The organism is Sanguibacter biliveldensis (assembly GCF_033798665.1).
GTDB classification, from domain to species: domain Bacteria; phylum Actinomycetota; class Actinomycetes; order Actinomycetales; family Cellulomonadaceae; genus Sanguibacter; species Sanguibacter inulinus.
In genome coordinates this window covers 365,944-392,632 of record NZ_CP138359.1, presented here as the reverse complement: position 1 = coordinate 392,632, position 26,689 = coordinate 365,944, and the positions used below count along the sequence as shown (strand labels likewise).

At 71.3% G+C, this 26,689-nt stretch carries 21 protein-coding genes; 10 read left to right on the top strand and 11 right to left on the bottom strand.

Features of this window, described 5'->3' with window-relative positions:
• Positions 1–97 precede the first annotated feature (97 nt).
• From moaA to moaCB, 3 genes are read right to left on the bottom strand one after another with little or no spacing between them, the layout of a single operon-like run.
• A complete protein-coding gene (gene moaA, locus SANBI_RS01710; protein ID WP_319158358.1) occupies positions 98–1,090 on the bottom strand; it encodes a GTP 3',8-cyclase MoaA in 993 nt (330 codons plus the stop codon).
• Positions 1,087–1,536: a molybdenum cofactor biosynthesis protein MoaE gene (locus SANBI_RS01705; protein ID WP_319158356.1), complete on the bottom strand. Its 450-nt coding sequence runs from the start codon at positions 1,534–1,536 to the stop codon at positions 1,087–1,089. The genes moaA and SANBI_RS01705 overlap by 4 nt, the downstream gene beginning before the upstream one ends.
• Positions 1,533–2,672 (bottom strand): bifunctional molybdenum cofactor biosynthesis protein MoaC/MoaB, encoded by a 1,140-nt coding sequence (gene moaCB, locus SANBI_RS01700; protein ID WP_319158354.1) that lies wholly within the window; start codon positions 2,670–2,672, stop codon positions 1,533–1,535. The genes SANBI_RS01705 and moaCB overlap by 4 nt, the downstream gene beginning before the upstream one ends.
• Positions 2,673–2,695: 23 nt before the next feature.
• Here moaCB and SANBI_RS01695 point away from each other — a divergent pair, with 23 nt between their 5' ends.
• A complete protein-coding gene (locus tag SANBI_RS01695; RefSeq protein WP_319158352.1) occupies positions 2,696–3,988 on the top strand; it encodes a molybdopterin molybdotransferase MoeA in 1,293 nt (430 codons plus the stop codon).
• Between the two features lie 11 nt (positions 3,989–3,999).
• Here SANBI_RS01695 and narI read toward each other — a convergent pair whose 3' ends face one another.
• From narI to SANBI_RS01675, 4 genes are read right to left on the bottom strand one after another with little or no spacing between them, the layout of a single operon-like run.
• Positions 4,000–4,743, bottom strand: a complete 744-nt coding sequence (gene narI / locus SANBI_RS01690; protein ID WP_319158350.1) for a respiratory nitrate reductase subunit gamma — start codon at positions 4,741–4,743, stop codon at positions 4,000–4,002.
• A gap of 53 nt (positions 4,744–4,796) precedes the next feature.
• Positions 4,797–5,657 (bottom strand): nitrate reductase molybdenum cofactor assembly chaperone, encoded by an 861-nt coding sequence (narJ, locus tag SANBI_RS01685; RefSeq protein WP_319158348.1) that lies wholly within the window; start codon positions 5,655–5,657, stop codon positions 4,797–4,799.
• A complete protein-coding gene (gene narH, locus SANBI_RS01680; protein ID WP_319158346.1) occupies positions 5,654–7,177 on the bottom strand; it encodes a nitrate reductase subunit beta in 1,524 nt (507 codons plus the stop codon). Before narH ends, narJ begins: the two co-directional genes overlap by 4 nt.
• Entirely contained in the window at positions 7,177–10,890 is a 3,714-nt protein-coding gene (locus SANBI_RS01675) for a nitrate reductase subunit alpha (RefSeq protein WP_319161140.1), read from the bottom strand. Before SANBI_RS01675 ends, narH begins: the two co-directional genes overlap by 1 nt.
• 202 nt (positions 10,891–11,092) lie before the next feature.
• Here SANBI_RS01675 and SANBI_RS01670 point away from each other — a divergent pair, with 202 nt between their 5' ends.
• Complete coding sequence (locus tag SANBI_RS01670; protein ID WP_319158344.1) at positions 11,093–11,953, top strand: helix-turn-helix transcriptional regulator; 861 nt, start codon at positions 11,093–11,095, stop codon at positions 11,951–11,953.
• Here SANBI_RS01670 and SANBI_RS01665 read toward each other — a convergent pair.
• Positions 11,920–13,263 (bottom strand): MFS transporter, encoded by a 1,344-nt coding sequence (locus tag SANBI_RS01665; protein ID WP_319158342.1) that lies wholly within the window; start codon positions 13,261–13,263, stop codon positions 11,920–11,922. The genes SANBI_RS01670 and SANBI_RS01665 overlap by 34 nt on opposite strands.
• A gap of 581 nt (positions 13,264–13,844) precedes the next feature.
• Between SANBI_RS01665 and SANBI_RS01660 the strand changes: the two genes are divergently transcribed.
• The 4 genes from SANBI_RS01660 to SANBI_RS01645 all read left to right on the top strand — a co-directional run bounded on the left by SANBI_RS01660 (position 13,845) and on the right by SANBI_RS01645 (position 20,089).
• Positions 13,845–15,173: an ADP-ribosylglycohydrolase family protein gene (locus tag SANBI_RS01660; protein WP_082544114.1), complete on the top strand. Its 1,329-nt coding sequence runs from the start codon at positions 13,845–13,847 to the stop codon at positions 15,171–15,173.
• A gap of 301 nt (positions 15,174–15,474) precedes the next feature.
• Complete coding sequence (locus SANBI_RS01655) at positions 15,475–17,367, top strand: alkaline phosphatase (protein WP_319158339.1); 1,893 nt, start codon at positions 15,475–15,477, stop codon at positions 17,365–17,367.
• A gap of 132 nt (positions 17,368–17,499) precedes the next feature.
• A complete protein-coding gene (locus SANBI_RS01650) occupies positions 17,500–18,687 on the top strand; it encodes a hypothetical protein (RefSeq protein WP_319158337.1) in 1,188 nt (395 codons plus the stop codon).
• Between the two features lie 178 nt (positions 18,688–18,865).
• Complete coding sequence (locus tag SANBI_RS01645; protein WP_319158335.1) at positions 18,866–20,089, top strand: C40 family peptidase; 1,224 nt, start codon at positions 18,866–18,868, stop codon at positions 20,087–20,089.
• Between the two features lie 356 nt (positions 20,090–20,445).
• Here the strand turns inward: SANBI_RS01645 and SANBI_RS01640 are convergent, their stop codons facing one another.
• Entirely contained in the window at positions 20,446–21,228 is a 783-nt protein-coding gene (locus SANBI_RS01640; RefSeq protein WP_319158333.1) for a YitT family protein, read from the bottom strand.
• 326 nt (positions 21,229–21,554) lie between these two features.
• On the opposite strand from SANBI_RS01640, the gene SANBI_RS01635 reads away from it, so the two are divergent.
• The 3 genes from SANBI_RS01635 to SANBI_RS01625 all read left to right on the top strand — a co-directional run bounded on the left by SANBI_RS01635 (position 21,555) and on the right by SANBI_RS01625 (position 23,908).
• A complete protein-coding gene (locus tag SANBI_RS01635; RefSeq protein ID WP_319158332.1) occupies positions 21,555–22,895 on the top strand; it encodes an NAD(P)/FAD-dependent oxidoreductase in 1,341 nt (446 codons plus the stop codon).
• Positions 22,896–22,973: 78 nt separating this feature from the next.
• The gene (locus SANBI_RS01630) at positions 22,974–23,747 is read left to right on the top strand and encodes a class E sortase (RefSeq protein ID WP_319158330.1); all 774 of its coding nucleotides are present in this window, start codon (positions 22,974–22,976) and stop codon (positions 23,745–23,747) included.
• Positions 23,747–23,908, top strand: a complete 162-nt coding sequence (locus SANBI_RS01625) for a hypothetical protein (RefSeq protein WP_319158328.1) — start codon at positions 23,747–23,749, stop codon at positions 23,906–23,908. The genes SANBI_RS01630 and SANBI_RS01625 overlap by 1 nt, the downstream gene beginning before the upstream one ends.
• A 10-nt stretch (positions 23,909–23,918) precedes the next feature.
• Here the strand turns inward: SANBI_RS01625 and SANBI_RS01620 are convergent, their stop codons facing one another.
• Together SANBI_RS01620 and SANBI_RS01615 are read right to left on the bottom strand one after the other, a co-directional pair.
• Positions 23,919–24,983 (bottom strand): NAD(P)/FAD-dependent oxidoreductase, encoded by a 1,065-nt coding sequence (locus SANBI_RS01620; protein WP_319158326.1) that lies wholly within the window; start codon positions 24,981–24,983, stop codon positions 23,919–23,921.
• On the bottom strand, positions 24,980–26,065 hold the full coding sequence (locus SANBI_RS01615; RefSeq protein ID WP_319158324.1) for a class I SAM-dependent methyltransferase: 1,086 nt from the start codon (positions 26,063–26,065) through the stop codon (positions 24,980–24,982). The genes SANBI_RS01620 and SANBI_RS01615 overlap by 4 nt, the downstream gene beginning before the upstream one ends.
• A 48-nt stretch (positions 26,066–26,113) precedes the next feature.
• Here SANBI_RS01615 and SANBI_RS01610 point away from each other — a divergent pair, with 48 nt between their 5' ends.
• Complete coding sequence (locus SANBI_RS01610; RefSeq protein WP_319158322.1) at positions 26,114–26,689, top strand: helix-turn-helix domain-containing protein; 576 nt, start codon at positions 26,114–26,116, stop codon at positions 26,687–26,689.

Here is a 26,689-nt window from a genome sequence, read left to right as displayed (position 1 = left end):
TCATGAGCCGGGCGGCTGGGTCCGGGCGGGCAGGTCGACCCCGCCGTCCAGACCACACAGCCCGGCCACGCAGACCAGACCACGAGGCCTCGGTCCCTCACCCCCCGATCGCCGACATCCCCCGTCCGGGCTGCTCGAAACCCGCCTGCCCGACAGCGTGCCCGGCCGCCTTCTGCGCGACGCTGAGCCCGAGGGCCGCCGAGATCTGCTCGTCGGTGCCCCCGGACCTGAGCAGGGTCCGCAGGTCGGTCTCCTCCTGGGCGAACAAGCAGCTGCGCAGCTGGCCGTCGGCCGTGAGGCGGATCCTGTCGCAGGCCCCGCAGAAGGGCCGGGTGACCGACGCGATGATCCCGACGGCGGACTGCGTACCGTCGACGGACCACCGCTCGGCGGGCGCCGAGCCACGCCCCGGGACCGGGACGAGGTCGAAGTGCTCGCTCAGCAGCGCCTGGACCTTGTCGGCACGCACCATCCCCTCCATGGTCCAGGTGTGACCGGCGTCGAGGGGCATCTGCTCGATGAACCGCAGCTCGTACCCGCGCTCGAGGGCGAACCTCAGCAGCGCCGGAGCCTCGTCCTCGTTGACGCCTCGCAGCAGCACTGTGTTGATCTTCGTGCCCTCGAAGCCCGCAGCGTCGGCGGCGACCAGCCCGGCGAGGACCTGCCCCAGCCGGTCTCTGCGCGTGAGCTGCTGGTAGCGCTCGCGGCTGAGCGTGTCGAGCGAGACGTTGAGCCTGGCGAGCCCGGCGTCCTTGAGCCCCTGCGCGAGCCCGCCGAGCCGCAGCCCGTTGGTGGTCATCGACACCTCCGGGCTGCCCGGCAGGCCCGCGAGCGCCTCGACCACCTGGACGACGTCTGGCCGCAGCAGCGGCTCACCGCCGGTGAGCCGGATCTCCTCGATCCCGTGCTGGACGGCGACAGCCGCGATCCGGGTGGTCTCGGCGAGGGTCAGCAGCGTGCCCGACGGCAGCCAGGGCATCCCCTCGGCGGGCATGCAGTACGTGCAGCGCAGTGAGCACCGGTCGGTCAGCGAGATCCGCAGGTCGCGGTGCCGCCGCCCGAAGCTGTCGACGAGGGGTGCGGCGGTCACAGCGCCCCCACCCACTCGTCGGACCCGTCGGCGAGGACCTGGTGCTTCCACACGGGCAGGCTCGCCTTGACCCTCTCGACGAGCTCGGCGCAGGCGGCGAAGGCCTGACCGCGGTGCGCGGAGGCGACAGCCGCGACGAGCGCGACGTCGGTGACCTCCAGGGCACCGACACGGTGGGACACCGCGATCACGGTTCCGGGGAAGAGGTCCGCCACCTGACCGGCGATCCGGGCGACGACCTGATCTGCGTCGGGGTGCGCCTCGTAGGTCAACCTGTCGACAGCACGCCCTCCGTCGTGGTCTCGGACGACCCCGGCGAAGATCGCTGTCGCACCAGCCCAGCGTGCGGCGACGGCCTGCTCGTGGGTCGCGACGTCGATCGGCTGGTCGGTGACCGCTGCCAGCACGACCACGCTCGCCGGGACCACCTCTGCTGCCCGCCTCATCGGGTGCTCCGTGCGCTGGGGTGGTCGCCGTCGCCCAGCTGGTCGAGCAGGTGCTCGACGACCTCCGCGAGCACCCGTGCTCCGTCTCGCACCCCTCCCGGGGACCCGGGGAGGGTGACCACGAGGGAGCGTCCGACGATCCCGGCGACGCAGCGGGAGAGCAGCGCCCCCGGGGTGCCACGACCAGCGTCGCGGACCGCCTGGGCGAGCGCCGGCAGCTCTTTGTCGAGCAGCGGTCGGACCGTCTCGGGGGTCACGTCCCGTGAGGTGACACCGGTGCCCCCTGTCGTGAGGACCAGCCGCGCCCCGCAGTCCACGGCATCTCGGACGGCCTCGGCGATGGCCTCGGCGTCGTCGGCGACGACAGCCCTGCTCACCTGCGCGCCCCACCCCGTGAGGATCTCGGCGAGCACAGGTCCGGACACGTCGTCGCGCTCCCCGGCCGAGCACCTGTCGGAGACGGTGACGACGACGGCCTGGACCTCGGCACGAGGGCCCTGGACCTCCCGCCCGGCGCTGGCGCTGGCGCTGACGCCGGTTCCGGTTCCCGTGCCCGTGCCCGTGCCCGGAGTCTGCGCCTCGTCCGCCGCGACCTGCTTCCCACGCTCCCAGGTCCCGGACGCTCCGCCCTCTTTCCGCTCGACCCACACCCTGCCGATGTGCGCGGCCCTGTCGACGGCCTTGACCATGTCGACGACTGTGAGCGCCGCGACTGTCACGGCGGTGAGCGCCTCCATCTCGATCCCGGTGCGCTCGGCCGTGCGGACCTGCGCCCGGATCTCGACCCCGTCGGCGACGAGCTCGACGCTCACCTCGACCCCCGTGATCGCCACGGGATGGCACAGCGGCACCAGGTCGGGGGTGCGCTTCGCGCCGGCGATGCCCGCGATGCGGGCGACCGCGAGCGCGTCACCCTTCGCCAGCTCTCCACGCCGCAGCGCCTCGACAGTCTCCGGGGCGCAGAGGACCCGTCCGACGGCGACGGCTGCTCGCTGCGTGACGGGCTTCGCGCTGACGTCGACCATACGGGCGTGGCCTGCGGTGTCGAGGTGCGTGAGGTGGCCGGCCCGTTCGTCCCCTGCGGGGGCCACGGGGTCGTGGGGTGCTCGTGCTCGGACTTCTCGGAACTGGGTCATCTCGGGCACACTCGTCTCTTGTGATGGATCATGACTCTCTCCTCGAACCGTCGTGGGCCGACGCCCACGCTGCTGCGTACGCCGCCGCGCGACCTGTGCCCGCCGAGCGGGTGCCCCTCGTCGAGGCTGTGGGTCGGGTGCTGGCCGAGCCGGCGGTCTCTCTCATGGATCTGCCCAGGTCGACCACCTCGGCCATGGACGGGTGGGTGGTCTCCGGCGTGACCGGCCCGTGGGAGCTCGTGGGTTCCTCCCTCGCCGGGCACCCGATGCGTCGTGCCCTGGCTCCTGGCACGGCGGCCGTGATCGCGACGGGCGGGGTGGTCCCTGCCGGGGCCTTCGGGGTGCTGCGTCGCGAGCTCGGCTCGGTCCGCACCGCGGACGGCGGAGCGTGGGCCGAGGGTGACGGACCGGCGTGGGTGCACGCCGACCCTCCCGCAGACGGGCCGCCCGCCGAACCAGCTGCGGGGAGCCACGTCAGACCAGCCGGTCTGGAGGCTGCGCAGGCCGACGTGCTCGTCGCACCGGGCCGGGTGCTGACACCTCCGCAGGTCGGGCTGGCCGCGATGGCGGGCAACGACGAGCTGACGGTGCACCGCCCGGTGACCGCCGCCCTCCTGGTCATGGGGGACGAGGTGCGCCACGACGGCCTGCCCGGCGAGGGCGAGGTCCGCGACGCCTTCGCCCCTCAGCTGCCGCACCTGGCACGGCTGCTCGGCCTGGAGACAGGTCCGGCGACCTTCGTCGCCGACACCCTCGACGCGGCTGTCGAGGCGATCCGCGCCTGCGAGGCCGACGTGGTGCTCACGACGGGCGGCACGGCGGCAGGCCCGGCGGACTACCTGCACAGGGCGCTGACGGTCCTCGGTGCCGAGCTGGTGGTCGACACCGTCGCCATGCGTCCGGGGCACCCCGTGCTGCTGGCGAGGCTGCAGGACGGGCGGTCCCTGGTCGGCCTCCCCGGCAACCCGCTCTCGGCCATGGCTGGTGCGCTCACGATCGTCCGACCGCTCGCCCTCGGTCTGCTCGGTCTGCCGCCCGTGGTCCTCGGCCGCGTGGTCACCGCCGAGGCCGTGGGCGCTCCAGCCCACGACAGCCGGCTGGTGCCGTACGTGCGGGTCCCGGACGTCGACGGTCTCGGCGACCTCCTCGAGCGCGACGTGGCCGTGGGGACCACCCGCGGTGTCCTGGCCCGGCCGACGGCGTGGCTCGGCTCGGGGATGCTCCGCGGGCTGGCGGGGGCGGACGGCGTCCTGGTCGTCCCTCCGGGCGGCGTCCGGGCCGGGGCCGTGGTCCCGGACCTGCCCCTGCCCTGGTAGGTGGTCGGTGGTCATCGACCGGCACTGCTCCGTGGCCGGGACGACCTGTCCCGGTGCTGCTCGCGCGGGGGGCCGGCGACCGCGGTGCGCCGCCTGTAGACGACATAGGGGCGGCCGAGGTACGCGATCGGCACAGACCACACGTGGACGAGCCGGGTGAAGGGCCAGACGGCGAGGATCAGGCAGGCGATGACCGCGTGCCACGCGTAGACGGCCGGCGCCGAGGTGATGAGCGAGGGGTCGGGCTGCAGCACGAAGAGCTGGCGGAACCACACCGAGACGGTCCCCCGGTACTCGTAGCCCTCACCGAAGACGTTGATCGCGACGGTCTGCCACATGCCCACCGCGATCTCGACTGTCAGCAGCGCGTAGAGCACCCGGTCCATCCCGGTGGTCACCACGCGCACGCGCACGGAGAAGACGAACCTGCGGAGCAGCAGGATGACCAGCCCCGTGCACAGGACGACGCCGGCGACCGTGCCGGCGACCACGGCCACGAGGTGGTACGCGTGGTCGGAGATGCCCAGAGCCTGCGTCCACGAGGTCGGGACGAGCAGGCCGGCAGCATGACCGAGGATGGCCATGAGAGCCCCGACGTGGAAGAGCGGGGAGCCCCAGGCCAACCATCTCTTCTCGAAGAGCTGGCTGGTCCGGGAGGTCCAGCCGAACTGGTCGGCACGGTAGCGCCACACGTGCCCGACGACGAAGACCGCCAGGCAGACGTAGGGCAGGACGATGAACAGGGCGACGTCCACGGGTCAGGCCTCTCTCGGGGAGCAAGGGTTCTCGGGCGGTCCCGCGACCGCGGTCACGGCTGCCGCCCTGCCGGGGCGCAGGTGTACTCGGGCGGGCCGAAGGGTGTCCCCGGGCTGCCTGTCCAGCCGGAGCCGTAGGGCATGGCCGCGATCTCGAGCCCGGCGTCGTCGCTCGGTGGTCCTGAGGACGCCAGCTGGTCGGCCTCGGTCCGGTGCCTGTCGGAGACGGGCCCGAGCAGGACCGAGACGGCCTCGAGGATCTCCTGGTACCAGGAGCCACGGTCGGCGAGGGAGCGCCGGATGAGCTCGATGCCGGGGCGGTGCGCGCGCAGCACGCCTTCTCCGGCACCGGTCCCGGCCCGCGACGCGAACTCCAGGACCATGGGCAGGTAGTCGGGCAGCTCGCCCTCCTCGGGGGTGAAGCCGCAGGCCCTGTAGCGCTGCTTGAGCGAGAGCAGCGCCATGCCGCGCTGGCGGGTGTCTCCGTGCAGGTAGTAGCTGAGGAACAACGACGACCTGCGGCGCAGGTCGAAGGTCTCGACGTAGTGCGCGCGCGCCTGCGCCGGGGTCTGGTCTGTGAAGGCACGCCAGAACACCGCCAGGTGCGCTGCCGGGGCTGACGCCGGCAGCGCGGCCACGGCCTCTCCCAGCAGGTCGAGGTCGGCGTAGAGCGCCTCGTCGGGGTACCCGAGGAGGACGCTGCACAGGGCCAGGACGTCCGCCCGGGCAGGGACCTCGACGAGGTCCCTGCGGCGTGAGCGCCGCAGCAGCGGGATCGAGATCTTCCTGCGGGGAGCACGGCCCTGCACTGTGGCCGTGGTGCCGCCAGGTGCCGATGCAGCGCGCCCCGCTGCCGAGAGCGCGGGTGAGGTGGCCGGCGACAGCGCTGCCGAGGCGGAGGTCGGCGTCGTCATGACGGCCGCCGCACCTGGAGCGAGACGGCCACGGGTCCTCCGCGGGTCGACGCTGCGCTCATCCCTGGCCCGCCCGGGGAGTCGAGGGAGCAGCCGGAGGCCCACGAGGCCATCTCGGCGGCGTCTTCACGGTGCGCAGACGGGATGACGTAGCGGTCTTCCATCTTGGCGATCGCCAGCAGCCTGTAGAGCTCTTCGACCTCCTCGGCCGTCAGCCCGACCCTCTCGAGCAGAGCCGTGTCGACCTCGCCGTCGAGGGTCCGCTGGCGCATGTGGGTGCGCATCGCGGCCAGGCGCATGAGCACCCCGGCCACGACGTCGACGTCCCCTGCGGAGAACAGGCTCGCGAGGTACTCGAGCGGGATGCGCAGCGAGGCGATCGTGTGGAAGACGTCGTCGGCGTCGGCGTCGTCCTTGCCGAGCTCGGTCGTCACGTCGAGCACGGGCGAGAGCGGCGGGACATACCAGACCATGGGCATGGTCCGGTACTCGGGGTGCAGCGGGAGGGCCACCTTGAACTTCTGGATCAGCTTCCAGATGGGTGAGTCCTGCGCAGCCTTGATCCAGTCCTCGGCGATGCCCTCGGCCCGCGCCGCGGCGATCACCTCGGGGTCGGTCGGGTCGAGGAAGACGTCGCGCTGGGCGTCCAGCAGGTCCTTGGGGTCCTCGACCGACGCTGCGGCCTCGACGGCGTCGGCGTCGTACAGGACCAGCCCGATGTACCGCAGCCGTCCCACGCAGGTCTCGGCGCACACCGTCGGCTGGCCGACCTCGATCCGCGGGAAGCAGAAGGTGCACTTCTCGGCCTTGCCGGTCTGGTGGTTGATGTAGACCTTCTTGTACGGGCACGCCGAGACGCACATGCGCCAGCCGCGGCACGCGTCCTGGTCGACGAGCACGATCCCGTCCTCGACGCGCTTGTACATCGCCGACGACGGGCACGCCGAGACGCACGCGGGGTTGAGGCAGTGCTCGCAGATGCGCGGCAGGTGGAACATGAAGGTCTGCTCGAAGGAGAGCTGGACCTTGTCGACCATCGAGGCGAGGTTCGGGTCCTTGGAGGCGATCTCGGGCGAGCCGGCGAGGTCGTCGTCCCAGTTGGAGCCCCAGGTGATCTTCATGTCCTTGCCCGTGATCGCGCTCTTGGGGCGGGCGACCGGGACGTGCTGGCCGGCAGGTGCCGAGACCAGCTGGTCGAAGTCGTAGGTGGCGGGCTCGTAGTAGTCGTCGAGACCGGGCATGTCCGGGTTGGAGAAGATGTGCGCCAGACGGCGCAGCCGTCCGCCCGAGCGCAGCCGCAGCCGGCCCTTGCGGTCGAGCTCCCAGCCCCCGCGCCAGCGGTCCTGGTCTTCGTAGCCGCGGGGGTACCCCGTCCCGGGTTTCGTCTCGACGTTGTTGAACCAGACGTACTCGACCCCGTCGCGGTTGGTCCACGTCTGCTTGCAGGTCACCGAGCAGGTGTGGCACCCGATGCACTTGTCGAGGTTCATGACCATCGCGACCTGTGACATGACACGCATCAGTACTCGACCTCCTGGTTGCGGCGGCGGATGACCGTGAGCTCGTCGCGCTGGTTCCCGGTCGGTCCGTAGTAGTTGAAGGCATAGGTGAGCTGGCCGTATCCGCCGAGGAGGTGGGTCGGCTTCATCATGATCATCGTGAGCGCGTTGTGGATGCCCCCGCGCTTCCCCGAGGCCTCGGCCTTGGGCACGTCGATGTTGCGGTCCTTGGAGTGGTACATGAAGACGGTCCCCGTCGGCATGCGGTGCGAGACCACGGCGCGGGCCACGACCACGCCGTTGCGGTTGACCGCCTCGATCCAGTCGTTGTCCGCGATCCCCGCCGTCGCGGCGTCGGCCTCGGAGACCCAGATCGTGGGGCCCCCGCGGGAGAGCGCGAGCATGTAGGGGTTGTCCTGGAACTGCGAGTGGATCGACCACTTGGAGTGCGGGGTGAGGTACCGCACGGTGACCTCGGTCGACCCCGGCTCGGAGAAGCCCTGGTGCCCGAAGTGCCGGGCCATGTCGAGCGGCGGCCTGTACACGGGGAGCTGCTCCCCGAGCTCGGTCATCCAGTCGTGGTCGACGAAGAAGTGCTGGCGCCCGGTGAGGGTGTGCCAGGGCTTGTGCCGCTCGACGTTGATGACGAAGGGCGAGTACCGCCGGCCGCCCTTCTCCGAGCCGGACCACTCGTAGCTCGTGAAGACGGGCTGTGGACCGGTGAGGGTCTGGGCGAAGGTCACCTGACGCTCGTGGTTCTCCTCGGCGAGGTCGGCGAGAGGCTTGCCGACCCGCTTCTCCAGGGCGGTGAACCCGGCCAGCGAGACTCCCCCGTGGGTCGTGCCGGACAGCGCGAGGATGGCCTCGCACATGTGCGCCGCGGTCTCGAGCGACGGTCGGCCCTTCGCGACCCCGTCCGGGCGCACGCCGTTGGCCTTGGCGAGGAAGGCGACCGAGGACTCGGGGACGACGGTCACGCCCTTGGTCGTCGTGCCGAGGGTCGAGACGAGCGGCCCGACGGCCCGCATCTTCTCGCCGATCTGCGTGTAGTCGCGCTCCACGACGACGAACCGCGGCATCGTCACACCCGGGACCGCCTCGCACTCGCCCTTCGACCAGTCACGGACGACGCCGCCAGGCTGGGCCATCTCGTCGGGGGTGTCGTGGGTCAGGGGTGCGGCGATGACGTCGGTGCGTGTCCCGAGGTGGACGGCTGCGAGCTCAGAGACCTTGTCGGCCAGGCCGAGGAACGCGTCGTAGTCGGTCCGCGCCTGCCACGGCGGCGCGATGGCCGCGTCGAGCGCGTGCACGAAGGGGTGCATGTCGGTCGTCGAGATGTCCTGCTTCTCGTACCAGGTCGCGGCTGGCAGGACGATGTCGGCGAACAGCGAGGTCGACGTCATGCGGAAGTCGATGTTGGTCAGCAGGTCGAGCTTGCCCTCGGGCGCGTGCTCCCGCCAGACGACGTCGCGGGGGCGGCGGTCGGGTGGTGTCTCGGTCGCGCGCAGCGAGGAGTCTGCGCCGAGCAGGTGCTTGAGGAAGTACTCGTTGCCCTTGGCCGAGTTGCCGATGAGGTTGGCCCGCCACACCGTGAGGACCCGGGGGAAGTTCTGCGGGTCGTCAGGGTCCTCGACGGCGAACTTGAGGGTGCCGTCCTTCAGCTCGGAGACGATGTGCTCCGCGACGGGGACGCCAGCCTCGGCGGCCTCGTCGCACAGGTCGAGCGGGTTCCTGTCGAATCCTGGGTGGGAGGGCGACCAGCCGAGGCGGGCGGCCTGCGTGAGGCAGTCCATCATCGACCGCTGCGTGAGCCTGCCGGGTCCGGCCGGCGAGACCAGCTCGTCGGCGCCGAAGCCCTCGTAGCGCCACTGGTCTGTCGCGGCGTACCAGAAGGACGTGCTCGTCATGTGGCGGGTCGGTCTCTGCCAGTCGAGCGCGAAGGACATGTGCTGCTGGCCGGTGAGGGGTCGGGCCTTCTCCTGCCCGACGTAGTGCGCCCACCCTCCTCCGTTGACACCCTGGCAGCCTGTGAGGGTGAGCAGGGCGATGAAGGTCCTGTAGATGGTGTCGGAGTGGAACCAGTGGTTGGTCCCCGCGCCCATGATGATCATGGACTTCCCCTCGCTCACCTCGGCGTTGCGCGTGAACTCGCGGGCGATGCGCACGCACTGCTCGGCGGGCACCCCGGTGAGGTCGGCCTGCCAGGCGGGGGTCCCGGGCGACTCGACGTCGTCGTAGCCCGTGGGCCACGTCCCCGGCAGACCGCCGCGACCCACGCCGTACTGCGCCATGAGCAGGTCGAAGACCGTCGTGACGAGGACCGTGCCCACCCGGAGGGCCGGGACCCCGCGCACGATCGTCCCTCCGCCCTCGGTCGCACCGACGTCGAAGCGCGGCAGGGTCACCTCCACACCCTGGGCGGTCTGGCCCTGGTGGGTCAGGCCGAGCAGGCTCAGCGCCGGGTCGTTCTCCTCGAGGTCGAGGTTCCACCGGCCGACGCCGTCGTCGGTCCACCTGTCGGCGAGCGTCCCGTTCGGGACCGTGAGGGCGTCGGCTGCGGTGTCGAGGAAGACCGGGCGGAACTCAGGCCGCGCCCCGGTGGCCCCGGCGACCGGCACACCGGCTGCGGTCGCGGCGGCCGAGGTGAGGAACTTCGACGGGTGGAAGGTCGCCTCCGGGCCTTCGCCGTGCTGCTCGAGCGTGACGAGGAAGGGCGCGTCGGTGAAGGTCCGCGAGTAGGCCTCGAAGTACGGGACCTGCCTGTCCCTGTAGAACTCGGTGAGCAGGACGTGGCCCATCGCCTGGGCGAGCGCACCGTCGGTCCCCGGCGCCGGCGCCATCCAGTCGTCGGCGAACTTCACGCTGTCGGCGTAGTCAGGGCTCACCGCCACGACCTTGGTGCCCTTGTAGCGCGCCTCCGTGAGGAAGTGCGCGTCGGGGGTCCGGGTCACGGGGACGTTCGAGCCCCACATGATGATGTAGCTCGAGTTCCACCAGTCCCCGGACTCGGGGACGTCGGTCTGGTCGCCCCAGACCTGCGGGCTCGCCGGCGGGAGGTCGGCGTACCAGTCGTAGAAGGACAGGAGCGTCCCGCCGATCATCGACAGGAAGCGCGTGCCGACACCGAAGCTCGCCATCGACATGGCCGGGATCGGTGTGAAGCCGACGCAGCGGTCGGGGCCGTAGGTCTTGATCGTGTAGACGTGGGCGGCGGCCATGATCTCGGTCGCGAGCTCCCAGTCGGCGCGGACGAGGCCGCCCTTGCCACGGGCACGCTTGTAGAGCGTCGCCTTGAGCGGGCTCTCGACGACCTCGGCCCAGGCCGCGACAGGGTCTCCGAGCCTGCACCGGGCGTCCAGGTACATCTCGAGCAGGACGCCACGGACGTAGGGGTAGCGCACCCGCGAGGGTGAGTAGGTGTACCAGGAGAAGGAGGCGCCGCGCGGGCAGCCGCGCGGTTCGTACTCCGGGCTGTCGGGTCCTGTGGTCGGGTAGTCGGTCCCCTGGTGCTCCCAGGTGATGAGGCCGTCCTTGACGTAGACGTCCCACGCGCACGACCCCGTGCAGTTGACGCCGTGGGTCGAGCGGACCACCTTGTCGTGCGCCCACCTGTCACGGTAGAAGGAGTCCCACTCCGAGGGGTCGGTCTCGATCATCGCGTGGGCGGAGTCGAGCACCTCGGTCCCCGGGAAGTGGCTCCGGGTGGTCAGCAGCTTCTTGAGCAGGGGTGACATCGGGGCGAGATCAGGCTGAGGCACTGGAGAGCTCCTTCGGGCACGAGGACGCTGGGGCTTGAGGACGCTGCGGCTTGAGGGTGTGGTCGCCGGGGCCTGCTGCAGCCGGGGACTTTTGTGCTTGAATCGGGGGAAGCGGGTGTTTCGCGGCACCTGTGCACGTTGTCCGCGCAGGGCCCCTGCAGGAGCACGAGGAGGAACGGTGACCAGACGTCAGGGCCAGGCCGGCTACGACGGGACGACCGGACGCACCGACCACGGGGGTCGGCGGACGCACATCATCCAGATCCTGCGTGACTCCAGAGAGCCCTTGTCGGTCTCTGACGTCGCCCGGGAGGTCGGCGTCCGCGCCGCGGCAGCGCGTTCCCACCTCGAGTCGCTCGTGGACGCCGGGCTCGCCGAGCGCACCCACCAGGCCCGGTCGACGCCAGGCCGGCCGCGGGTCCTGTACGTGGGCACCCTGCCCAACCAGACGCACGAGCGGGCTCAGGGCTACAGGGTGCTCGCCGAGGCCCTGACCTCGACGGTCGCGGCCCACGTCCCGGACGCGCACGCCGTCGTCTACGGCGTCGGACGCGCATGGGGTCGCCAGCTCGCCGACCCACCGAACGTGCTCGGCACCGTCGACGAAGACTCCGTCACCGAGCACCTCGTGGCCAAGATGGACGCCCTGTGGTTCGCACCGTCGCTCGACGGCGCCGAGCCCGTCGTCCCCTCGACGAGCGCGGGGCTCCTCGTGCTGCACAACTGCCCCTTCACCGTGACGTCGCGGTGCGACCCGCAGGTGGTGTGCTCGCTGCACGCCGGGCTCGTCAACGGGACGCTCTCCGAGCTCGGGTCGAACCGGCGCGTCGTCGCGCTGCACCCGTTGGTCGGCCCGCACCGCTGCGAGGCCCACCTCGAGGAGGTCGACCGGACCACCCACGACGAGACCGCGCCGGTACCGATCGTGCTGACGGGCCGACCGTCGCCGACAGTCGCAGGCGCTGTCGACCGAGGGGCGGGCGCTGCGGCAGTCTCGGGTGCGCATCAGCTCTTCGCCTCGGCGCCGGGGCGGGCGTAGTAGTACCAGGCGATCGCGGCGCACACGAGGGCGTAGACGATGATCCCGGAGAACACGACGGTCCGGGACAGGTAGTTGAAGAGCATGGAGAACACGAAGGGGCCGAAGGCGGCGATCGCCGCAGTCCACCCGATGACCCCGCCCGCCTGGCGGGCCGGGAAGATCATCGGCATCTGCTTGAAGGTCGCGGCGTTGCCGATCCCCGAGAAGAAGAAGATGCAGATCATGCCCGTCATGAAGATCGTCAGCGACGGCGCACCGTCCGCCGGGGCCGTGAGCTGGCCGTAGAGCACCAGGCCTGACGACAGCGCGACGCCGGCTCCTGAGACGACGGTCCAGACCCCACCGCCGAAGCGGTCGCACAGCGGACCCCAGCAGATGCGCGCCAGCGAGCCGACGAGGGCCCCGAGGAACACGAGCCTGAGGTGGCCGGGGCCGAACTGCGCCTTGAGCAGCATGCCGAAGGTCCCCGCCAGCCCTGAGAAGATGCCGAAGGTCAGGGCGTACTCGGCGGTCATGAGCCACGTGTGCTTGGTCGAGAAGATGTCGAACTGCTGGCGGACGTTCGCCTTCACGGGGATCGACCTGAGCGTCGTCCACGAGAGGACCACCGCGACGACAGCGAAGGGCAGGAAGATCAGACCCGGGTTCTGCAGCCACACCTGCCTGGGTTCCTCGCCCTCGGGCCGGGCCAGCTGGCCCGCCATGCCGAGCATGCCGAAGCCGATCGCCCACGGCACCACGAGCTGCACCACGGAGACGCCGAAGTTGCCGATGCCAGCCTGGAGACCGAGCGCCGTGCCCTGCTTGCTCTTGGGGAAGAAGTACGACGTCGAGGGCATGTAGCCCGAGAACGCCCCGCCGCCGATACCGGCCGCGAGCGCGAGCGCGACGAGCAGCGCGTAGGACGGCTGGCTGGGGAGCATGACGACCCAGGTCCACCCGACGAGCGGGATGATCATGAGCAGAGCCGAGAGCGTCATCATCCTGCGGGTGCCCAGGAGCGGCGGCAGCGTCATCCAGACGATGCGCAGGAACCCGCCGCTCAGGCCGGGCATGGCGAGGAGCCAGTACGACTGGCCCTCGGTGAGGTCCCAGCCCGTGACGGTGCCGAGCGTGGGCACGAGCGCCCCGGGCAGGTACCAGACGACGAAGGCCAGCACGAGGTTGAAGGTGGTGACCCACAGGGTGGACCAGGCGACCCGCGGGTCCCACCTCTCAGGGTCGTTCGGGTCCCAGTCGAGGAGGTCCCGCCGGGCGTCGTCGGTCACGGCGTGGGTGGGGTGCGCATCGGCGTCGGCTGCGGCCACGGGGCTCCGTCCTGAGGTGGGGCGAGGTGTTGATGGCCGACCGTACGGATCCAGGCGCCGGGGCAGGTGAGACCTTCGTCCTGTTGTGCTCTGTTTGAGTGGACATGTCGCCAGGCTCGGGGTAGAGCACCCCTGTGGAGGCCCTGTATTGCTGCGCATCAACGGGGAGGCGTGACGCCTCCGGGCCGGGTGGAGCGTCGGCACAGGGTTGGCTCGGCCTCAGGAGGCGACAGGCCCTCGCAGACCTGGGGGGACGACGGGCCCTCGCAGGCCTCCGGGTGACGGGCCATCGCAGACCGGCCGCCCGGGGAGCATCGCGAGACCCTCGCCACCACCTCGGCACCGGCATTGCGTCGGAACAAAGAGACGGCCCCCGGGTGGCGCTGAGTCCCCGTCCTCGAAGGTCACGATCGTGTGAAGATCGCCCGTCGCCGGAAGGCCACCTAGACGTAGGTGCCGGCCACCCTCGGGACGACGCGGACCGTGCGCCCGAGCATCCAGCAGGCGTCCGTGCGCACGGCGGACGCCCGTCGGGGCGCCCAGCGCACCCGCCGGTCGGCACGAGTAGATAAGGTTCGAGCATGACGCCCGACCCGGTCTCCTTCGACGTGCTCGACCGCGCCTCCGGAGTCCTGCTCGGGCAGGCGTGCGGAGACGCGCTCGGTGTCCCCTACGAGTTCGACTACCCGCCCGAGGGCGAGGCGGAGATGCGTGGCGGCGGCCTCGGCCCCTACGCACCCGGCGAGTGGAGCGACGACACCCAGATGGCGATCTGCGTGGCGCGCGTGAGCGAGCGCGGCGGCGCCCTCGACACCGAGGCGGAGCTCGACGAGATCGCCGCGGCCTTCGAAGAGTGGTTCGCGCGCGGCGCGACAGACGTCGGCGCCCAGACCCGCACGGTCCTCGGCGACGCCGCACGGATGCAGGGGTCGCCGTCGGCGCGGCTCGTGGCCGCCTCGGAGCAGCTGCACACCCGGACGGGCAAGACCGCCGGCAACGGTGCGCTCATGCGCACGGGCGTCGTCGGGCTCGTCGCGCTGACCGACCGCGAGGCGACGGCGCGCGCGGCGACGGCTGTCGCGCGCCTCACGCACGCAGACCCGCTCGCGGCCGAGTCGTGCGTCCTGTGGTCCGAGGCGATCCGGGTCGCCGTCACCGAGGAGCGCCTCGACCTACGGTCCGGGCTCGACCTGCTGCCCGAGGACAGGCGCGACCGCTGGGCCGCGTGGATCACGGACGCCGAGTCCGAGCGTCCCGTCGCCGACCTGCAGAACAACGGGTTCACGGTCACGGCCTTCCAGGCGGCGTGGCACGCGATCTTCCGCTCGCCGTTCTTCTCGGCAGGCCAGATCACCGAGTACGACCACATGGTGTCCCACCTGCCCGACGCCCTGCACCGCGCCGTGCGCATCGGCGGGGACACGGACACCGTCGCGGCGATCGCCGGGGCGCTGCTCGGCGCGCGGCACGGCACGCGGTACATCCCGCGCGAGTGGGCCTTCGCCGTGCACGGCTGGCCCGGGGTCCGCGGCATCGACGTGTCCCGGATGGGCCGCCGCACGGCCCAGCACGGGCTGTTCGAGGCGGCGTCGACGGAGACCGAGACCGCCGAGGTGGCCCTCACGACCCCCGAGACCGGCCAGACCTGCCCGGTGTGCGGGACGGTCAACCGGCAGCTCGAGCGCTACCCCGACCAGGTGTGCCTGTGGTGCGTGGCGTGGGCGACCGACGAGACCGGGCGCGGCGTGCTGCTGTTCAACGCGAGCTTCTCGGGCGGCCTCGACGCCCAGTACGACGACGGCACCCCCGCGACACCCGCGGCACGGTCCGGTCGCATCCTCATCGGCGGGCGTCGCTACTACGCCCAGGAGGCCCGCTTCGGCGGGATCGTGGTCCTGCCGGCGGACTGAGCAGGCCTCTGCGCAGGCAAGTCTTCCGTCCGCGCTCGGACGAGCGGGGCCCGTCGAGCGCGGGCTCCGCCGAGTGCGGACCCCGTCGAGTGCGCTCCCCTGCAACCCGCCACCGGGCATCCGTGCCCCACGCGCCTGCGCCCTCTCGACCGCACCCCGGGTCGAGGGACGCCTATCGGCAGGTCAGGGCACCCCCATGAGGGTTCCATCAGAGTTTCACCCGGGTTAACCCTGGGTCCACAGCCAACGCACAGGGTTGTCGGTGTCCGCTCCTGATGAGTACCTCACCAAGGAAGAGTCCATGACTTCACGCGTTCCCTCCGCCTGGCTGAAGGTCGCCGGCACCGGCGCCCTCGCCGGTTCCCTCGCGCTCGGGGCATCGACGCCCGCGCTCGCCACCGACGGCGCCCCCGCCGGACCGAAGAACATCATCGTCCTGATCGGCGACGGGATGGGCTACAACCACATCGACGCCACGAGCCTGTACCAGCACGGCACCACGAACCACCAGGTCGCTGTCGACCCCGCCGCCGGGACCGTCGAGCACGTCCCGGGCACACCGTCCCAGGTGTTCCAGTCCTTCCCCGTGCAGGTCGCCATGTCGACCTACTCCGCCAACGGCCGCGCCGGGTACGACCCCACCAAGGCGTGGGCCGACTTCACGTGGATCGCCGAGGGCGCGACCGACTCGGCAGCCGCCGGGACCGCGCTGGCGACAGGCGTCAAGACGAACAACGGGATCCTCGGCGTCGACCCCGCAGGCAACGTCGTCAAGAACGTCGCCGAGCGCGCCGCCGAGCTCGACAAGGCGACGGGTGTGGTCACCTCGGTCCCCTTCAACCACGCGACCCCGGCCGCCTGGGGCGCGCACAACGCGAGCCGCAACGACTCGACGGGCATCTCGACCGAGATGATCGACGGCCCCCTCGACGTCATCATGGGCGCCGGGCACCCAGGCTACGACGACGACCACCAGCCCCGCGACGCCGACTACTCGCTCATCAGCGAGGGCGACTTCCAGCGCCTGCAGGACGGCCAGACCTCTCGCACCTTCGTCGAGGACCGCGCAGACTTCGAGGCGCTCGCCACGACCGAGGGCGGACCGACCCAGGTGTTCGGTCTCGCGCAGGTCGCCAACACGCTCCAGCAGGGCCGCTCGGGCGACTCCGAGGGCCAGCTGCCCTTCACCGTCGCGCAGAACGACGTCCCCTCGCTCGAGACTATGACCAAGGGCGCGCTCAACGCCCTCGAGCAGGACGAGGACGGTCTGTTCCTCATGGTCGAGGGCGGCGCGATCGACTGGACCGGCCACGCGAACGAGACCACCCGCAACATCGAGGAGACCGTCGACTTCAACGCCTCCGTCGAGGCCGTCGTCGAGTGGGTCGAGACCGAGTCCAGCTGGGACGAGACCCTCGTGATCGTCACGGCCGACCACGAGACCGGCTACCTCGACGGGTCGTCCTCCGACCCGACATGGACGCCGATCACCGGTGAGAAGGGCCAGCTGCCCGACCAGAAGTGGTTCTCCGGCAACCACACCAACCAGCTCGTGCCGCTCTTCGCCAAGGGCGCAGGCTCTGACCTCCTCGGCTCCTACGCGGTCGGCTCCGACCCGGTCCGCGGCGCGTACCTCGACAACGTCGACGTCGCCCGGGTGGCCTTCGAGTCCTGGGGCCGGGAGGACGCCCCCGAGCAGGAGGGCATCGAGATCCAGGCGAAGGTCCCCGAGATCGGCGAGGCCGAGGGCAACCTCACCCTCACGGTCGCGGACGGCGTCGTCGCGCTCGACGGTGGCAAGAACATCGGTGACAGGCTCCGGTTCCTCGGTCAGCTGCCGACGGTCTCGGTGACCGACTCCCGCTCGAACGCCGTCGCGGGGACGGGGGGCTGGACGGTCTCCGGGCAGGCCACCGACCTGAGCTCGCAGGGCCGGACCATCCGCGCCCAGCACCTCGGCTGGACCCCGAGCACCGCCGCCGCGAAGCCCGGCGTCACGCTCGGCTCCCCGGTGCGCACGGTCATGGGCGAGGGCACGGGCCTCGGCGCCCCCGCGACCCTCGCGACAGCGAGCACCGAGGGACGCCTCGGCACCACGGACCTGGGGGCCGAGATCGGCCTCGAGGTCCCCGTCGACACCCGCGCCGGCGAGTACACGGGCGCGCTGAGCGTCTCACTCTTCCCGGTCGACTGACCCTGGTGAGGTGCCGGTCGGTCCGCGCGACCGGCCGGCACCTCGCGTCGTCGGGACGCCCCGACCCCTCGATCCCCCTCGCCCGTGGCGCGTCGGACGACGCAGCCCGACCCTCACCCTCGGACGTGCCCCATGACCTCTCGGCTCTCTCGTGCCACCCACCTGCTCGTCTCGACCGCTGTCGCGGCAGTCGTCGTCACCGGAGTCGTCGCGCTGCCTGCGGCGGGCGTGGCACCCGCCGGACCGGCGCTCTCGACTCTCCCCGCGACGGCGCTCCCCGCGGCACCCACCGGGTCGGCACTCTCTGCTCTCGCAGCCACGTCGCTCCCCTCGACGACCGACGACGCTGCCGGCTCGACCACCTGGACAGTCGAGCCCGCGACGGCCGACGGCCCGGACGGGCGCGTCTCGCACCGCATCGACGCGGGGCCTGGACAGACCGTCGCCGACCACGTCGCCGTCACCAACTTCTCGGCGCACCCCGCGACCTTCGAGCTGTACGCGAGCGACGGGCTGGTCACAGCCGACGGCCAGTTCGACCTGCTGCCCGCCGGGACCACCCCGACAGACTCGGGCGCCTGGGTCGCGCTCGGCGAGGGCGGGGTCCCCGCCGCCGAGGGATCGACGCCTCTGCGCGTCGAGGTCGGGCCCGAGGCGACGGTGAACGTCCCCTTCACGCTCACGGTCCCCGCCGACGCGACACCCGGCGACCACCCCGCCGGGATCGTCGCAGCGCTCGTGCCTGCCGCGGGCGAGCAGCAGGTCAGCTTCGACGCGCGCGTCGGCGTGCGCCTGCACCTGCGGGTCGCGGGGGACGTCCTGCCCACGCTCTCGGTGTCCGACGTGCAGGCGACGTACACGTCCTCGTGGAACCCCTTCGCCGCCGGTGCGGTCGAGGTCGACTACACGGTGACGAACGAGGGCAACGTGCGGCTCGGCTCCGGGACGGCTGTGGAGGCATCGGGCCCCTTCGGCTGGGGCGAGGCCTCGGCCGAGGGCACCCCGCAGCGCGAGCTGCTGCCCGGCCAGAGCGCCACGTCGACCGTCGTGCTCGACGGGACGTGGCCGCTCGGCCGGATGTCCGGTGACGTCACGGTGATCCCGGTGGTCGTCGGTGACGACGTGGTCGAGGTCGAGGTGCAGCAGGTCTCCGTGGGCTGGTCCGCGTGGGCCGTGCCGTGGGCTCAGCTCGCGCTCGTGGTCCTCGCGGTCGCCCTGGTGCTGCTCGCCCGCCGGAGCCACCGCCGCCGCGAGGCGGCGACCCAGCGCCGCATCGACGCAGCCGTCGCCGCCCGCGAGCGCGAGACTGTCGACGCCTGACGGTCTTCAGAAATTCAGCGCGTAGACCTTTCCATCTTTCCTGCTCAGACGAATAGAGTGACGTCCGGCAACCGCCACACACTTTCCTGCAGGGGGAATAATGATTGAAGACGAAACGACATCGGCCAGCTTTTCTGACGGTCTTGTCAGCCGACGTTCCGCGCTCCGTGGCGCTGGCGTGATCGCTGCCGCGCTCGCGCTCGGGACAGCATCGACGCAGGCCGCGGTGGCCGCGGTGCCCGCCCGTGCGGAGCAGTTCGTCGCACTCTGCGAGTCGCAGAAGGGGAAGAAATACGTCTGGGGCGCGGCAGGACCAGATTCATTCGACTGCTCTGGCCTGATCTACTGGGCGCTCGCCCAGATGGGGATTCCGTCCGTCCACCAGTCCGCGTCACTCATCAACGCGACCTCGAGGATCACGACAGCGCAGGGCGCCACCACCCGAGGTGCGCTCCTCTACCGTCCGGGCCACATCGCCGTCTCGCTCGGTGACGGGCGGACCATCGAAGCCATGAACCCCGCCAACGGCGTGAGGTACGGCTCCGCGACCCCCTCGTCGTGGACAGCAGCCGGCATCATCCCGCAGCTCGCGGCCGCTCCCGCCCCGAACCCGCCCGCCGTCCCTCCCCGGATCGCCGTGCTGGGCGGGGACGGGCAGGCTGTGGTCAAGGAGGGCAACCTCTGGGAGTCCTGGCAGAACATGGGCATCGCGGGCAAGCAGGTGATCGTCGAGGGCTGGCGGACCGGTGTCCTGACTGCTGACGGGGTCCTCTACGTCAAGGAGGGTGCTCTCAACGCGCAGTGGTCTGTCCTGTTCCGCGGCGCGACCTCCTTCGCGATGTCCGGCCAGCGGGTCGGCGTGATCGACACCGCCGGGACCGCCTGGGTCAAGGAGGGTGCTCTCAACGCGGGTTGGACCAACATGTCTGGGGCGGTCACCCAGATCGCTCTCGACGGCGATCGTGTCGCGATCCTCGGCTCGAACGGCGTGGCCTCCATCAAGGAGGGGAGCCTGCTCTCCGACTGGGTCGCGCAGTACAACGCCGCGAAGAGCATCGCCCTGGGCGGGACTCGCATCGGCGTCATCACGAGCACCAACGCCGCTCTCGTCAAGGAGGGCAACCTCTGGGAGTCGTGGACCGAGGTGGCAGGCGACGTCGCCGTGCTGACTCTCACGCCGGACCGGGTCGGGATCGTCGGACGGAACGGCGTCGCCTCGATCAAGGAGGGTGGCCTGAGCACGGGCTGGCTGGGGCAGACCCCCGGCAACACCACGGACATCAGGCTCGTCCGGAACCGGATCGGTGTGCGCCTGACCGACGGGAGCATCTTCGTCAAGGAGGGCACTCCCTACGAGGCGTGGGTAGGACAGCTCGCAGGCAAGTCCGTCAGCCTGAGCTGAGGCCCCGGACGTCCGAGACGACGGCGCGCTGCCCCTCAGGTCGATGGGCAGGGCGTCGTCGTCCGGCGCGGAGTCACCGATCACCCGGTGCACGAACCGAGGTCGTCCGTCGACCGCCGAAGTCGCACGTCAACCGCCGAGGTCGCACGTCGACCGTCGAGGTCGCACGGACACGCCAGAAGGGCCCCGCCTTTAAGGTCGTCTGGCGTGTTCGTACGACCTCGTGGCAGGGCGTACGACCTCGTGGCAGGGCGTACGACCTCGTGGCAGGGCGTACGACCTCGTGGCAGGGCGTGCGACCTCGTTCCCTGGCGTGCGACGTGGTGCGGCGAGAGTGCGGGACGGGAACCGGTCGGTCAGGCCCTGTAGCGGCCGGGGCGGTGGTTCATGGCGAGGATGACGTTGAGGACCACGACGCCGAGGACCGAGGCCAGGACTGTCGGGACGTCGGCGACGAAGAGCGCGCAGAGGACGATCACGGCGTCGAAGCACAGCTGGACGACGCCTGCGCTGACGCCGAAGCGGTCTTGCAGGTAGAACACGAAGATCCCCAGCCCGCCCGCGCTCGCCCCGTGGCGGAACAGCGCGAGGAAGGCCAGCCCCATGAACATGCCGCCGAGCGCGCAGGCGTAGAACGGCGTGATGTGCTCGATCGTGATGTTCGCGGCGTGGAAGCTGGTGAGCACGGAGATGAGCCCGACGACGGCGAAGGTCTTGATGGTGAAGGGCCAGCCCATCCTCACGATCGCGAGGGCGTAGAACGGCAGGTTGATGAGGAAGAACACGAGGCCGAAGGGCCAGCCCGTCGAGTAGTTGACGAGGAAGGCGATCCCCGCGATCCCGCCCGACACCCCGCCGACGTCTTTGAGCAGCATGAGCCCGAAGGACAGCGCCAGAGAGCCGATGAGCAGGGCCACGACGTCTTCGACCAGGCGGTGCGGCCGGGTGACGAGGTCCGCGACGGGGTCGGGGACGGGTGCGCCGTCGTGGACGGGGGCGGCGGCCCCGTCGGGTGCGGCAGGCCCGTCGGGAGCGGCGGGCGCCCAGGGACCGTTGGCGGGGGCTGCGGAGAGCGGCGTGTCTCCCGTCGTCGGTCTCGGTGTGGGCGCGGCGGCGGAGGGCGTGCTCTCGTCTGTCACGGGTGCAGCGTGCGCGCCCCCGGCCGTGCACGCCACCCCGTGCACGCCTGCTGGTCGATCTGTGCTCGCGATGCGGACAGACCGTCACCTCCCGTGGGCGGCAGCGGCTCGGAGGATCGCACTCCGTCTCGCCCACGAGGCTGACGGCGGTGCAGGGCCTGGACGGCTGCCTTCCGTGGTCCGTACCGACGTTTCACCCGCGCAGACCTCTCACGTGATGCCGGTGACACTCTGTCATGTCGAGTTCGCAGGGTGTCCGGAGGCGTCGTAGCGTAAGAGACGACGCCCGCCGCAGCGGGACGCCTCGACCCCCCGGAGGAGAGCTCGTGCCGCAGACCACCCAGGCCCCGCACGTCGTCGTGGTCGGAGGTGGCTTCGCTGGCATCGCCGCCGTCAGGGCGTTCGCCGGCGCGAACGTCCGCGTCACCCTCCTCGACCGTCGCGTCTACAACACCTTCCAGCCCCTGCTCTACCAGGTGGCCACCGGCGGCCTGAACCCCGGGGACGTCACCTATTTCCTCCGCGGCCTCCGCCTGGGTCAGAAGAACGTCCGGGTGGTCCACGAGCACCTGGCGAGCATCGACCACGCGAACAAGCGCATCCGTCTGCTCAACGACGAGTACATGGACTTCGACTACCTGGTGCTCGCCAACGGCGTGACGACCAACTTCTTCGGCACCCCCGGTGCGAAGGAGAACGCCTTCCCCATGTACTCGCGCAGCCAGGCCGTCAAGATCCGCGACGCGCTCTTCGTCCGCCTCGAAGAGGCCGCGCACACCCCGGGCACGGACGACGGTCTCCGCGTGGTCGTCGTCGGCGGTGGCGCGACGGGTGTCGAGGTCGCCGGGGCCTTCGCCGAGCTGCGCAACGCAGGTCTGCGGCCTGCCTACCCGGAGATCCGCGGCGACGCCTTCGAGGTGACGATCGTCCAGCGCGGCACCGAGGTGCTCAAGTCGTTCCCGAAGCGTCTGCGGGAGTACACGGTCTCCGAGCTCGAGCGTCGCAACGTCAAGCTCCACCTGGGCGCAGGGGTCGCCGAGGTCCTCGCCGACGGGGTCGTGCTCACCGACGGCACCAAGCTCCACTCAGACCTGACCATCTGGTCGACGGGTGTGCGCCCGCACGAGGAGGTCGACGCCTGGGACCTCCCGCGCGGCGCTGGTGACCGCGTGGTCGTGGGCCGCGACCTCCAGGTCGACGGACGGCCCGGGGTCTTCGCCGTGGGCGACATCGCGATCACGCCCGACGACCTGCCGCAGCTCGCGCAGCCCGCCATCCAGTCCGGGACGCAGGCCGCCAAGAACATCCTCGCGCTCATCGACGGCAGGCCGATGAAGCACCTGAGGTACTTCGACAAGGGCACGATGGCCGTGATCGGGCGCCGCGCTGCGATCGCCGACATCCTCGGCAAGGTGCAGCTGACCCGCGGGACGGCATGGCTCGCGTGGCTGTTCGTGCACATCATGGGTCTCATCGGGCCGCGCAACCGCCTCACGACGCTCGCCGGGATCGTCACGCGGTACGGGTTCCCCTTCCACCGCAAGCAGATCCCGATCGTCGGCGACGTGCCGACCATCCGCCCCTCGCGCGAGGACCGCGAGAGCACGGGTCGGGGCGAGCCCTCCGAGGAGCGCGAGACGCCGCCGGCCGAGCCGTCGCGAGACTGAGGCGTCGCCAGACCGTCGTCAGGTCGCCGTGGCATACTCGGCAGCCGGACGAGGCTGCCACGCGGAGGAGCACCCCAGGTGAGACACCAGAAGACCCGTGAGCGCACAGCGCCCGGCGAGCGCAGCCGCGGTGGCGTCGGTTCCGCGATCCTCGGCGGCGTCGGCGAGCTCCTCATCACCGCTGGTCTGGTCATCGGGCTCTTCGTCGTGTGGCAGCTGTGGTGGACGAGCGTCGAGGCGAACAACGAGGCCGCCCAGCTGGTCGAAGAGTTCCAGGACACGCTGCCGCCCGCTCCACAGGTGAAGGCCGAGCTGCGGACCGACGACCCTCCGGTGCCCGCCAAGGCCGCCTACGGGGAGACGACGGGGGTGCTGATCGTCCCCAGCTGGTACGGCAAGACGAACAACACCATGCCGATCGTCGAGGGGACCTCGCTCGAGCTCCTCGACCGTGCGACGGCTGGTCACTACGAGCACACGCAGCAGGTCGGCGAGGTGGGCAACTTCGCGCTCGCCGGGCACCGCCGGACCTACGGCAACTCCTTCAGGTACGTCAACGAGCTGGTCGAGGGTGACCAGGTGATCGTCGAGACCGCCGAGGCCTGGTACGTCTACGAGGTGACGTCCCACGAGATCGTGCTGCCGAGCGCCATCGAGGTCACCGCGCCTGTGCCGAACCAGCCGGGCGTCGCGCCGACCGAGCGGATGCTCACGCTGACCACCTGCCACTCACTCTCGCTCGGCGAGTACGGGAACGACCACCGCTGGATCACCTACGCGAAGTTCGTCGGCTGGATGCCTCGCGCCGACGGCATGCCCGAGCAGGTCCTCGAGAACCCAGGAGTCGTCTGATGTACCCGTGGATCTTCCGGCACCTGCCCGGACCGCTGCCCGTGCGGATCCTGCTCGCGCTCGTGCTGATCGCGGCTGTCGTCGCCGCGCTGTTCGTCTGGGTCTTCCCCTGGGCCGCCGAGAACATCGACTTCTTGTCCCGCGACCCCGGGATCAGCTGACCGACCTGGGTCAGAGGCCGTGGCGGCGGTCTCCGGCGACGGCCAGGGCGACCTCGGACTCCATCGCTGCGGAGAACGGGGCGCGGCGCTCGGCGACAGCGCGGGCGAGGTCGGCTACGGCGAGGTCGCCGTTGACGGCTGCCCCTGCCATGACTCCCGAGGCTGCGGCGGCCGCGACCATCGCCATGAGGTCACCCGAGTTGCCTGCGACCCAGACACCGGGGACGGCCGTCGCCCCGCGGGGGTCGGCGACGATCTGCTCGCCGAAGGGCGAGAGGGTCTTCTCCCCGCCGAGAGCCTCGTAGAGCTCGGTCCGGGCGACGAACCTCGGTCCGACCGCCACGGCGTCGACCGCGAAGGACCGACCTCCCTCGACCTCGACGGCGCGCACCTGCGTCCCGTCCACCACCAGCCGCTCGACCCGCGGCGTCACGACCCGTACCCCGAGGGCCGCGAGCTGATCCCACTGCTCCTCGGTCGGCTCGGGGGCGTCGTGCAGGAACAGCGTGACGTCGTCGCTCAGCTGACGGAACAGCATCACCTGGTGCAGGGCGTTCTCGGAGGTGGCGAGCACGGCGATGCGCTGGTCCCGGACCTCCCAGCCGTGGCAGTACGGGCAGTGGAGCACGGTGTGCCCCCAGGCCTGCGCGACACCGGGGACGTCGGGCAGCTCGTCGACGAGGCCGGTCGCGAGGATCACGCGGCGCGCGGTCACCTGCTGGGTGGTGCTGGCGACCGGCGCGCCGTCGATCTCGAGCGTGAAGCTGTCGACCACGCCCGACGCGCCCGTCACACGACCGCTGACGAGGCGGACACCGTAGGCCTCGGCCTCAGCACGGCCGCGAGCCAGCAGCTCGAGGGGCGAGATGCCCTCCTGGCCGAGCACGTTGTGCGCACCCTCGGCCGGGGCGTTGCGCGGCTCGCCCGCGTCGACGAGGACGACGCTGCGGCGTGAGCGGCCGAGCGAGATCGCGGCAGCCAGACCTGCGGCGCCACCCCCGACCACGACGACATCTGCGGTCAGGGTGGTGCTCGGGTCGGCTGTCGACGATGCGGCAGTCAGGTCGGCGGTCATCGGTCTGCTCCTTCGCGGTCTGTCACGGGGTGGTCCACGGAGACGTTCGGGGCGCCGGCATCAGCGGCGGCACGCCCGGTCTGCTCCCCCTCGCCGGGCGGACGGACCTCGTCGAGCGGTCGCACGGCGACCCAGACGACGCGGCCCGAGACTGTCCGCACCTCCGAGGTCCCGGCGCCCAGCGCGAGGATCACGGCGTCGAGCGCAGCGAGATCGTCTGCGGAGAGGTCGTCGGCGATCCTGTCGCGGTTCCTCGACAGCTGGATCGCGAGGTACCGCGCGCCCTCTGCCGTGGTTGCGGACGCCTCGAAGGACATCTCGTGGCGCTCGACGGGGGCGAAGCACGCCTCGCCGAGCGCGGTGGTCCACTCGGCGGTCACGGGGTAGCCGTGCGCGGCGAGCGCGGCCGTCACGCGGTCACCGAGACCGTCGCGTGCCGAGCCGAGGTCGCTCGGCTCGAAGCGGGCGCCACTCATCTCCGTCACGATCAGCACTCCTCCAGGACGCAGTGCGCCATAGGCCTGGCGCAGCACGCGCGCGGGTTCTCTCACGTGGTGCAGCGAGAGCGCGGCCCACGCGAGGTCGACCTGCTCGGGCAGCACGGCAGGCCAGTCCCCGTCGAGGTCGGTGAGGTGGGTGGTCACACGGTCGCCGACTCCGGCTGTCGCGGCGCTCGCCGTGAGGTGGTCGAGCATCGAGGCCGTCGCGTCGAGGCTGTGGACGTGGGCCTGCGGGAAGCGGCCCGCGAGCGCGAGGGTGCCTGTGCCGGTCCCTGCACCGAGGTCGACGATGCTGCGAGGCTCGGTACCGAGGACGGCCGCCGCGGCGTCGAGAGCGTCGGCGAGGACCGTGGCTCCGAGGGCCGCGTCGAGGTCGAGGAGCTCAGCCATGTCCGAGTCGCCTTCAGGTGCGGGGCCGTGGCCGGGGCGGTCGGCGTGGATATGAGCAGCGTGGGCATGGGCGCCGTGGGCCACGTGAGCGCTGGCGTCGTGCGCGCTGCCAGCACTGCCGTGGTCTTCCGCGCTGCCGCCGGTGAGTCCGGCGGGGCCCGAGCCGTGCGAGGTGTGATCGGTGTGCGTCATGCCCTCCACGCTAGACGAGAGATGCGCGAGAGACATAGGCTCTTGCGTATGACGCAAGAACTGCTCGACGACATCGTCCGCCAGCGCATCCGCGGTCTCCGCCTGGCGAGGGGGTGGACCCTCGACGCGCTCGCCTCGCGCTGCTTCCTCTCCGCGTCGACACTGAGCCGCATCGAGACCGGTCACCGACGCATCGCCCTCGACCAGCTCGTCCCGATCGCACAGGCGCTCGGGACCACCCTCGACCAGCTGGTCGAGCCCGAGGGCGACGAAGACGTCGTCATCCGTCCCGAGCCCGAGTCGATGACGGGGTCGACCGTGTGGTTGCTGTCCCGCGAGCGCGACCGCCGCGGCGTGACCATCGCGAAGTTGCGCATCACCCCCGAGCGCGAGTGGCGCGAGGGCCAGGTGCACCCGGGCTACGAGTGGTTCACGGTCCTCAGCGGGGTCGTCCGCCTGACCCTCGGCGAGCGCACGATCTTGGTGCGCGAGGGGCAGGCCGCAGAGTTCTCGACCATGACCCCGCACGTCATCCAGGCCCACGAGGGCCCCGTCGAGATCCTCACGATCTTCGACCACGACGGCGAGCGCGCCCACCTGCCGGGGCACCGTCACGAGAAGTGA

Bases quoted from the DNA above. Each gene is read 5' to 3' on its own strand.
- SANBI_RS01705 (WP_319158356.1), bottom strand. From the start codon at position 1,536: ATGAGGCGGGCAGCAGAGGTGGTCCCGGCGAGCGTGGTCGTGCTGGCA.
- moaCB (WP_319158354.1), bottom strand. From the start codon at position 2,672: ATGACCCAGTTCCGAGAAGTCCGAGCACGAGCACCCCACGACCCCGTG.
- SANBI_RS01695 (WP_319158352.1), top strand. From the start codon at position 2,696: ATGGATCATGACTCTCTCCTCGAACCGTCGTGGGCCGACGCCCACGCT.
- narJ (WP_319158348.1), bottom strand. From the start codon at position 5,657: ATGACGACGCCGACCTCCGCCTCGGCAGCGCTGTCGCCGGCCACCTCA.
- narH (WP_319158346.1), bottom strand. From the start codon at position 7,177: ATGCGTGTCATGTCACAGGTCGCGATGGTCATGAACCTCGACAAGTGC.
- SANBI_RS01675 (WP_319161140.1), bottom strand. From the start codon at position 10,890: ATGTCACCCCTGCTCAAGAAGCTGCTGACCACCCGGAGCCACTTCCCG.
- SANBI_RS01660 (WP_082544114.1), top strand. From the start codon at position 13,845: ATGACGCCCGACCCGGTCTCCTTCGACGTGCTCGACCGCGCCTCCGGA.
- SANBI_RS01655 (WP_319158339.1), top strand. From the start codon at position 15,475: ATGACTTCACGCGTTCCCTCCGCCTGGCTGAAGGTCGCCGGCACCGGC.
- SANBI_RS01650 (WP_319158337.1), top strand. From the start codon at position 17,500: ATGACCTCTCGGCTCTCTCGTGCCACCCACCTGCTCGTCTCGACCGCT.
- SANBI_RS01625 (WP_319158328.1), top strand. From the start codon at position 23,747: ATGTACCCGTGGATCTTCCGGCACCTGCCCGGACCGCTGCCCGTGCGG.
- SANBI_RS01620 (WP_319158326.1), bottom strand. From the start codon at position 24,983: ATGACCGCCGACCTGACTGCCGCATCGTCGACAGCCGACCCGAGCACC.
- SANBI_RS01615 (WP_319158324.1), bottom strand. From the start codon at position 26,065: ATGACGCACACCGATCACACCTCGCACGGCTCGGGCCCCGCCGGACTC.
- SANBI_RS01610 (WP_319158322.1), top strand. From the start codon at position 26,114: ATGACGCAAGAACTGCTCGACGACATCGTCCGCCAGCGCATCCGCGGT.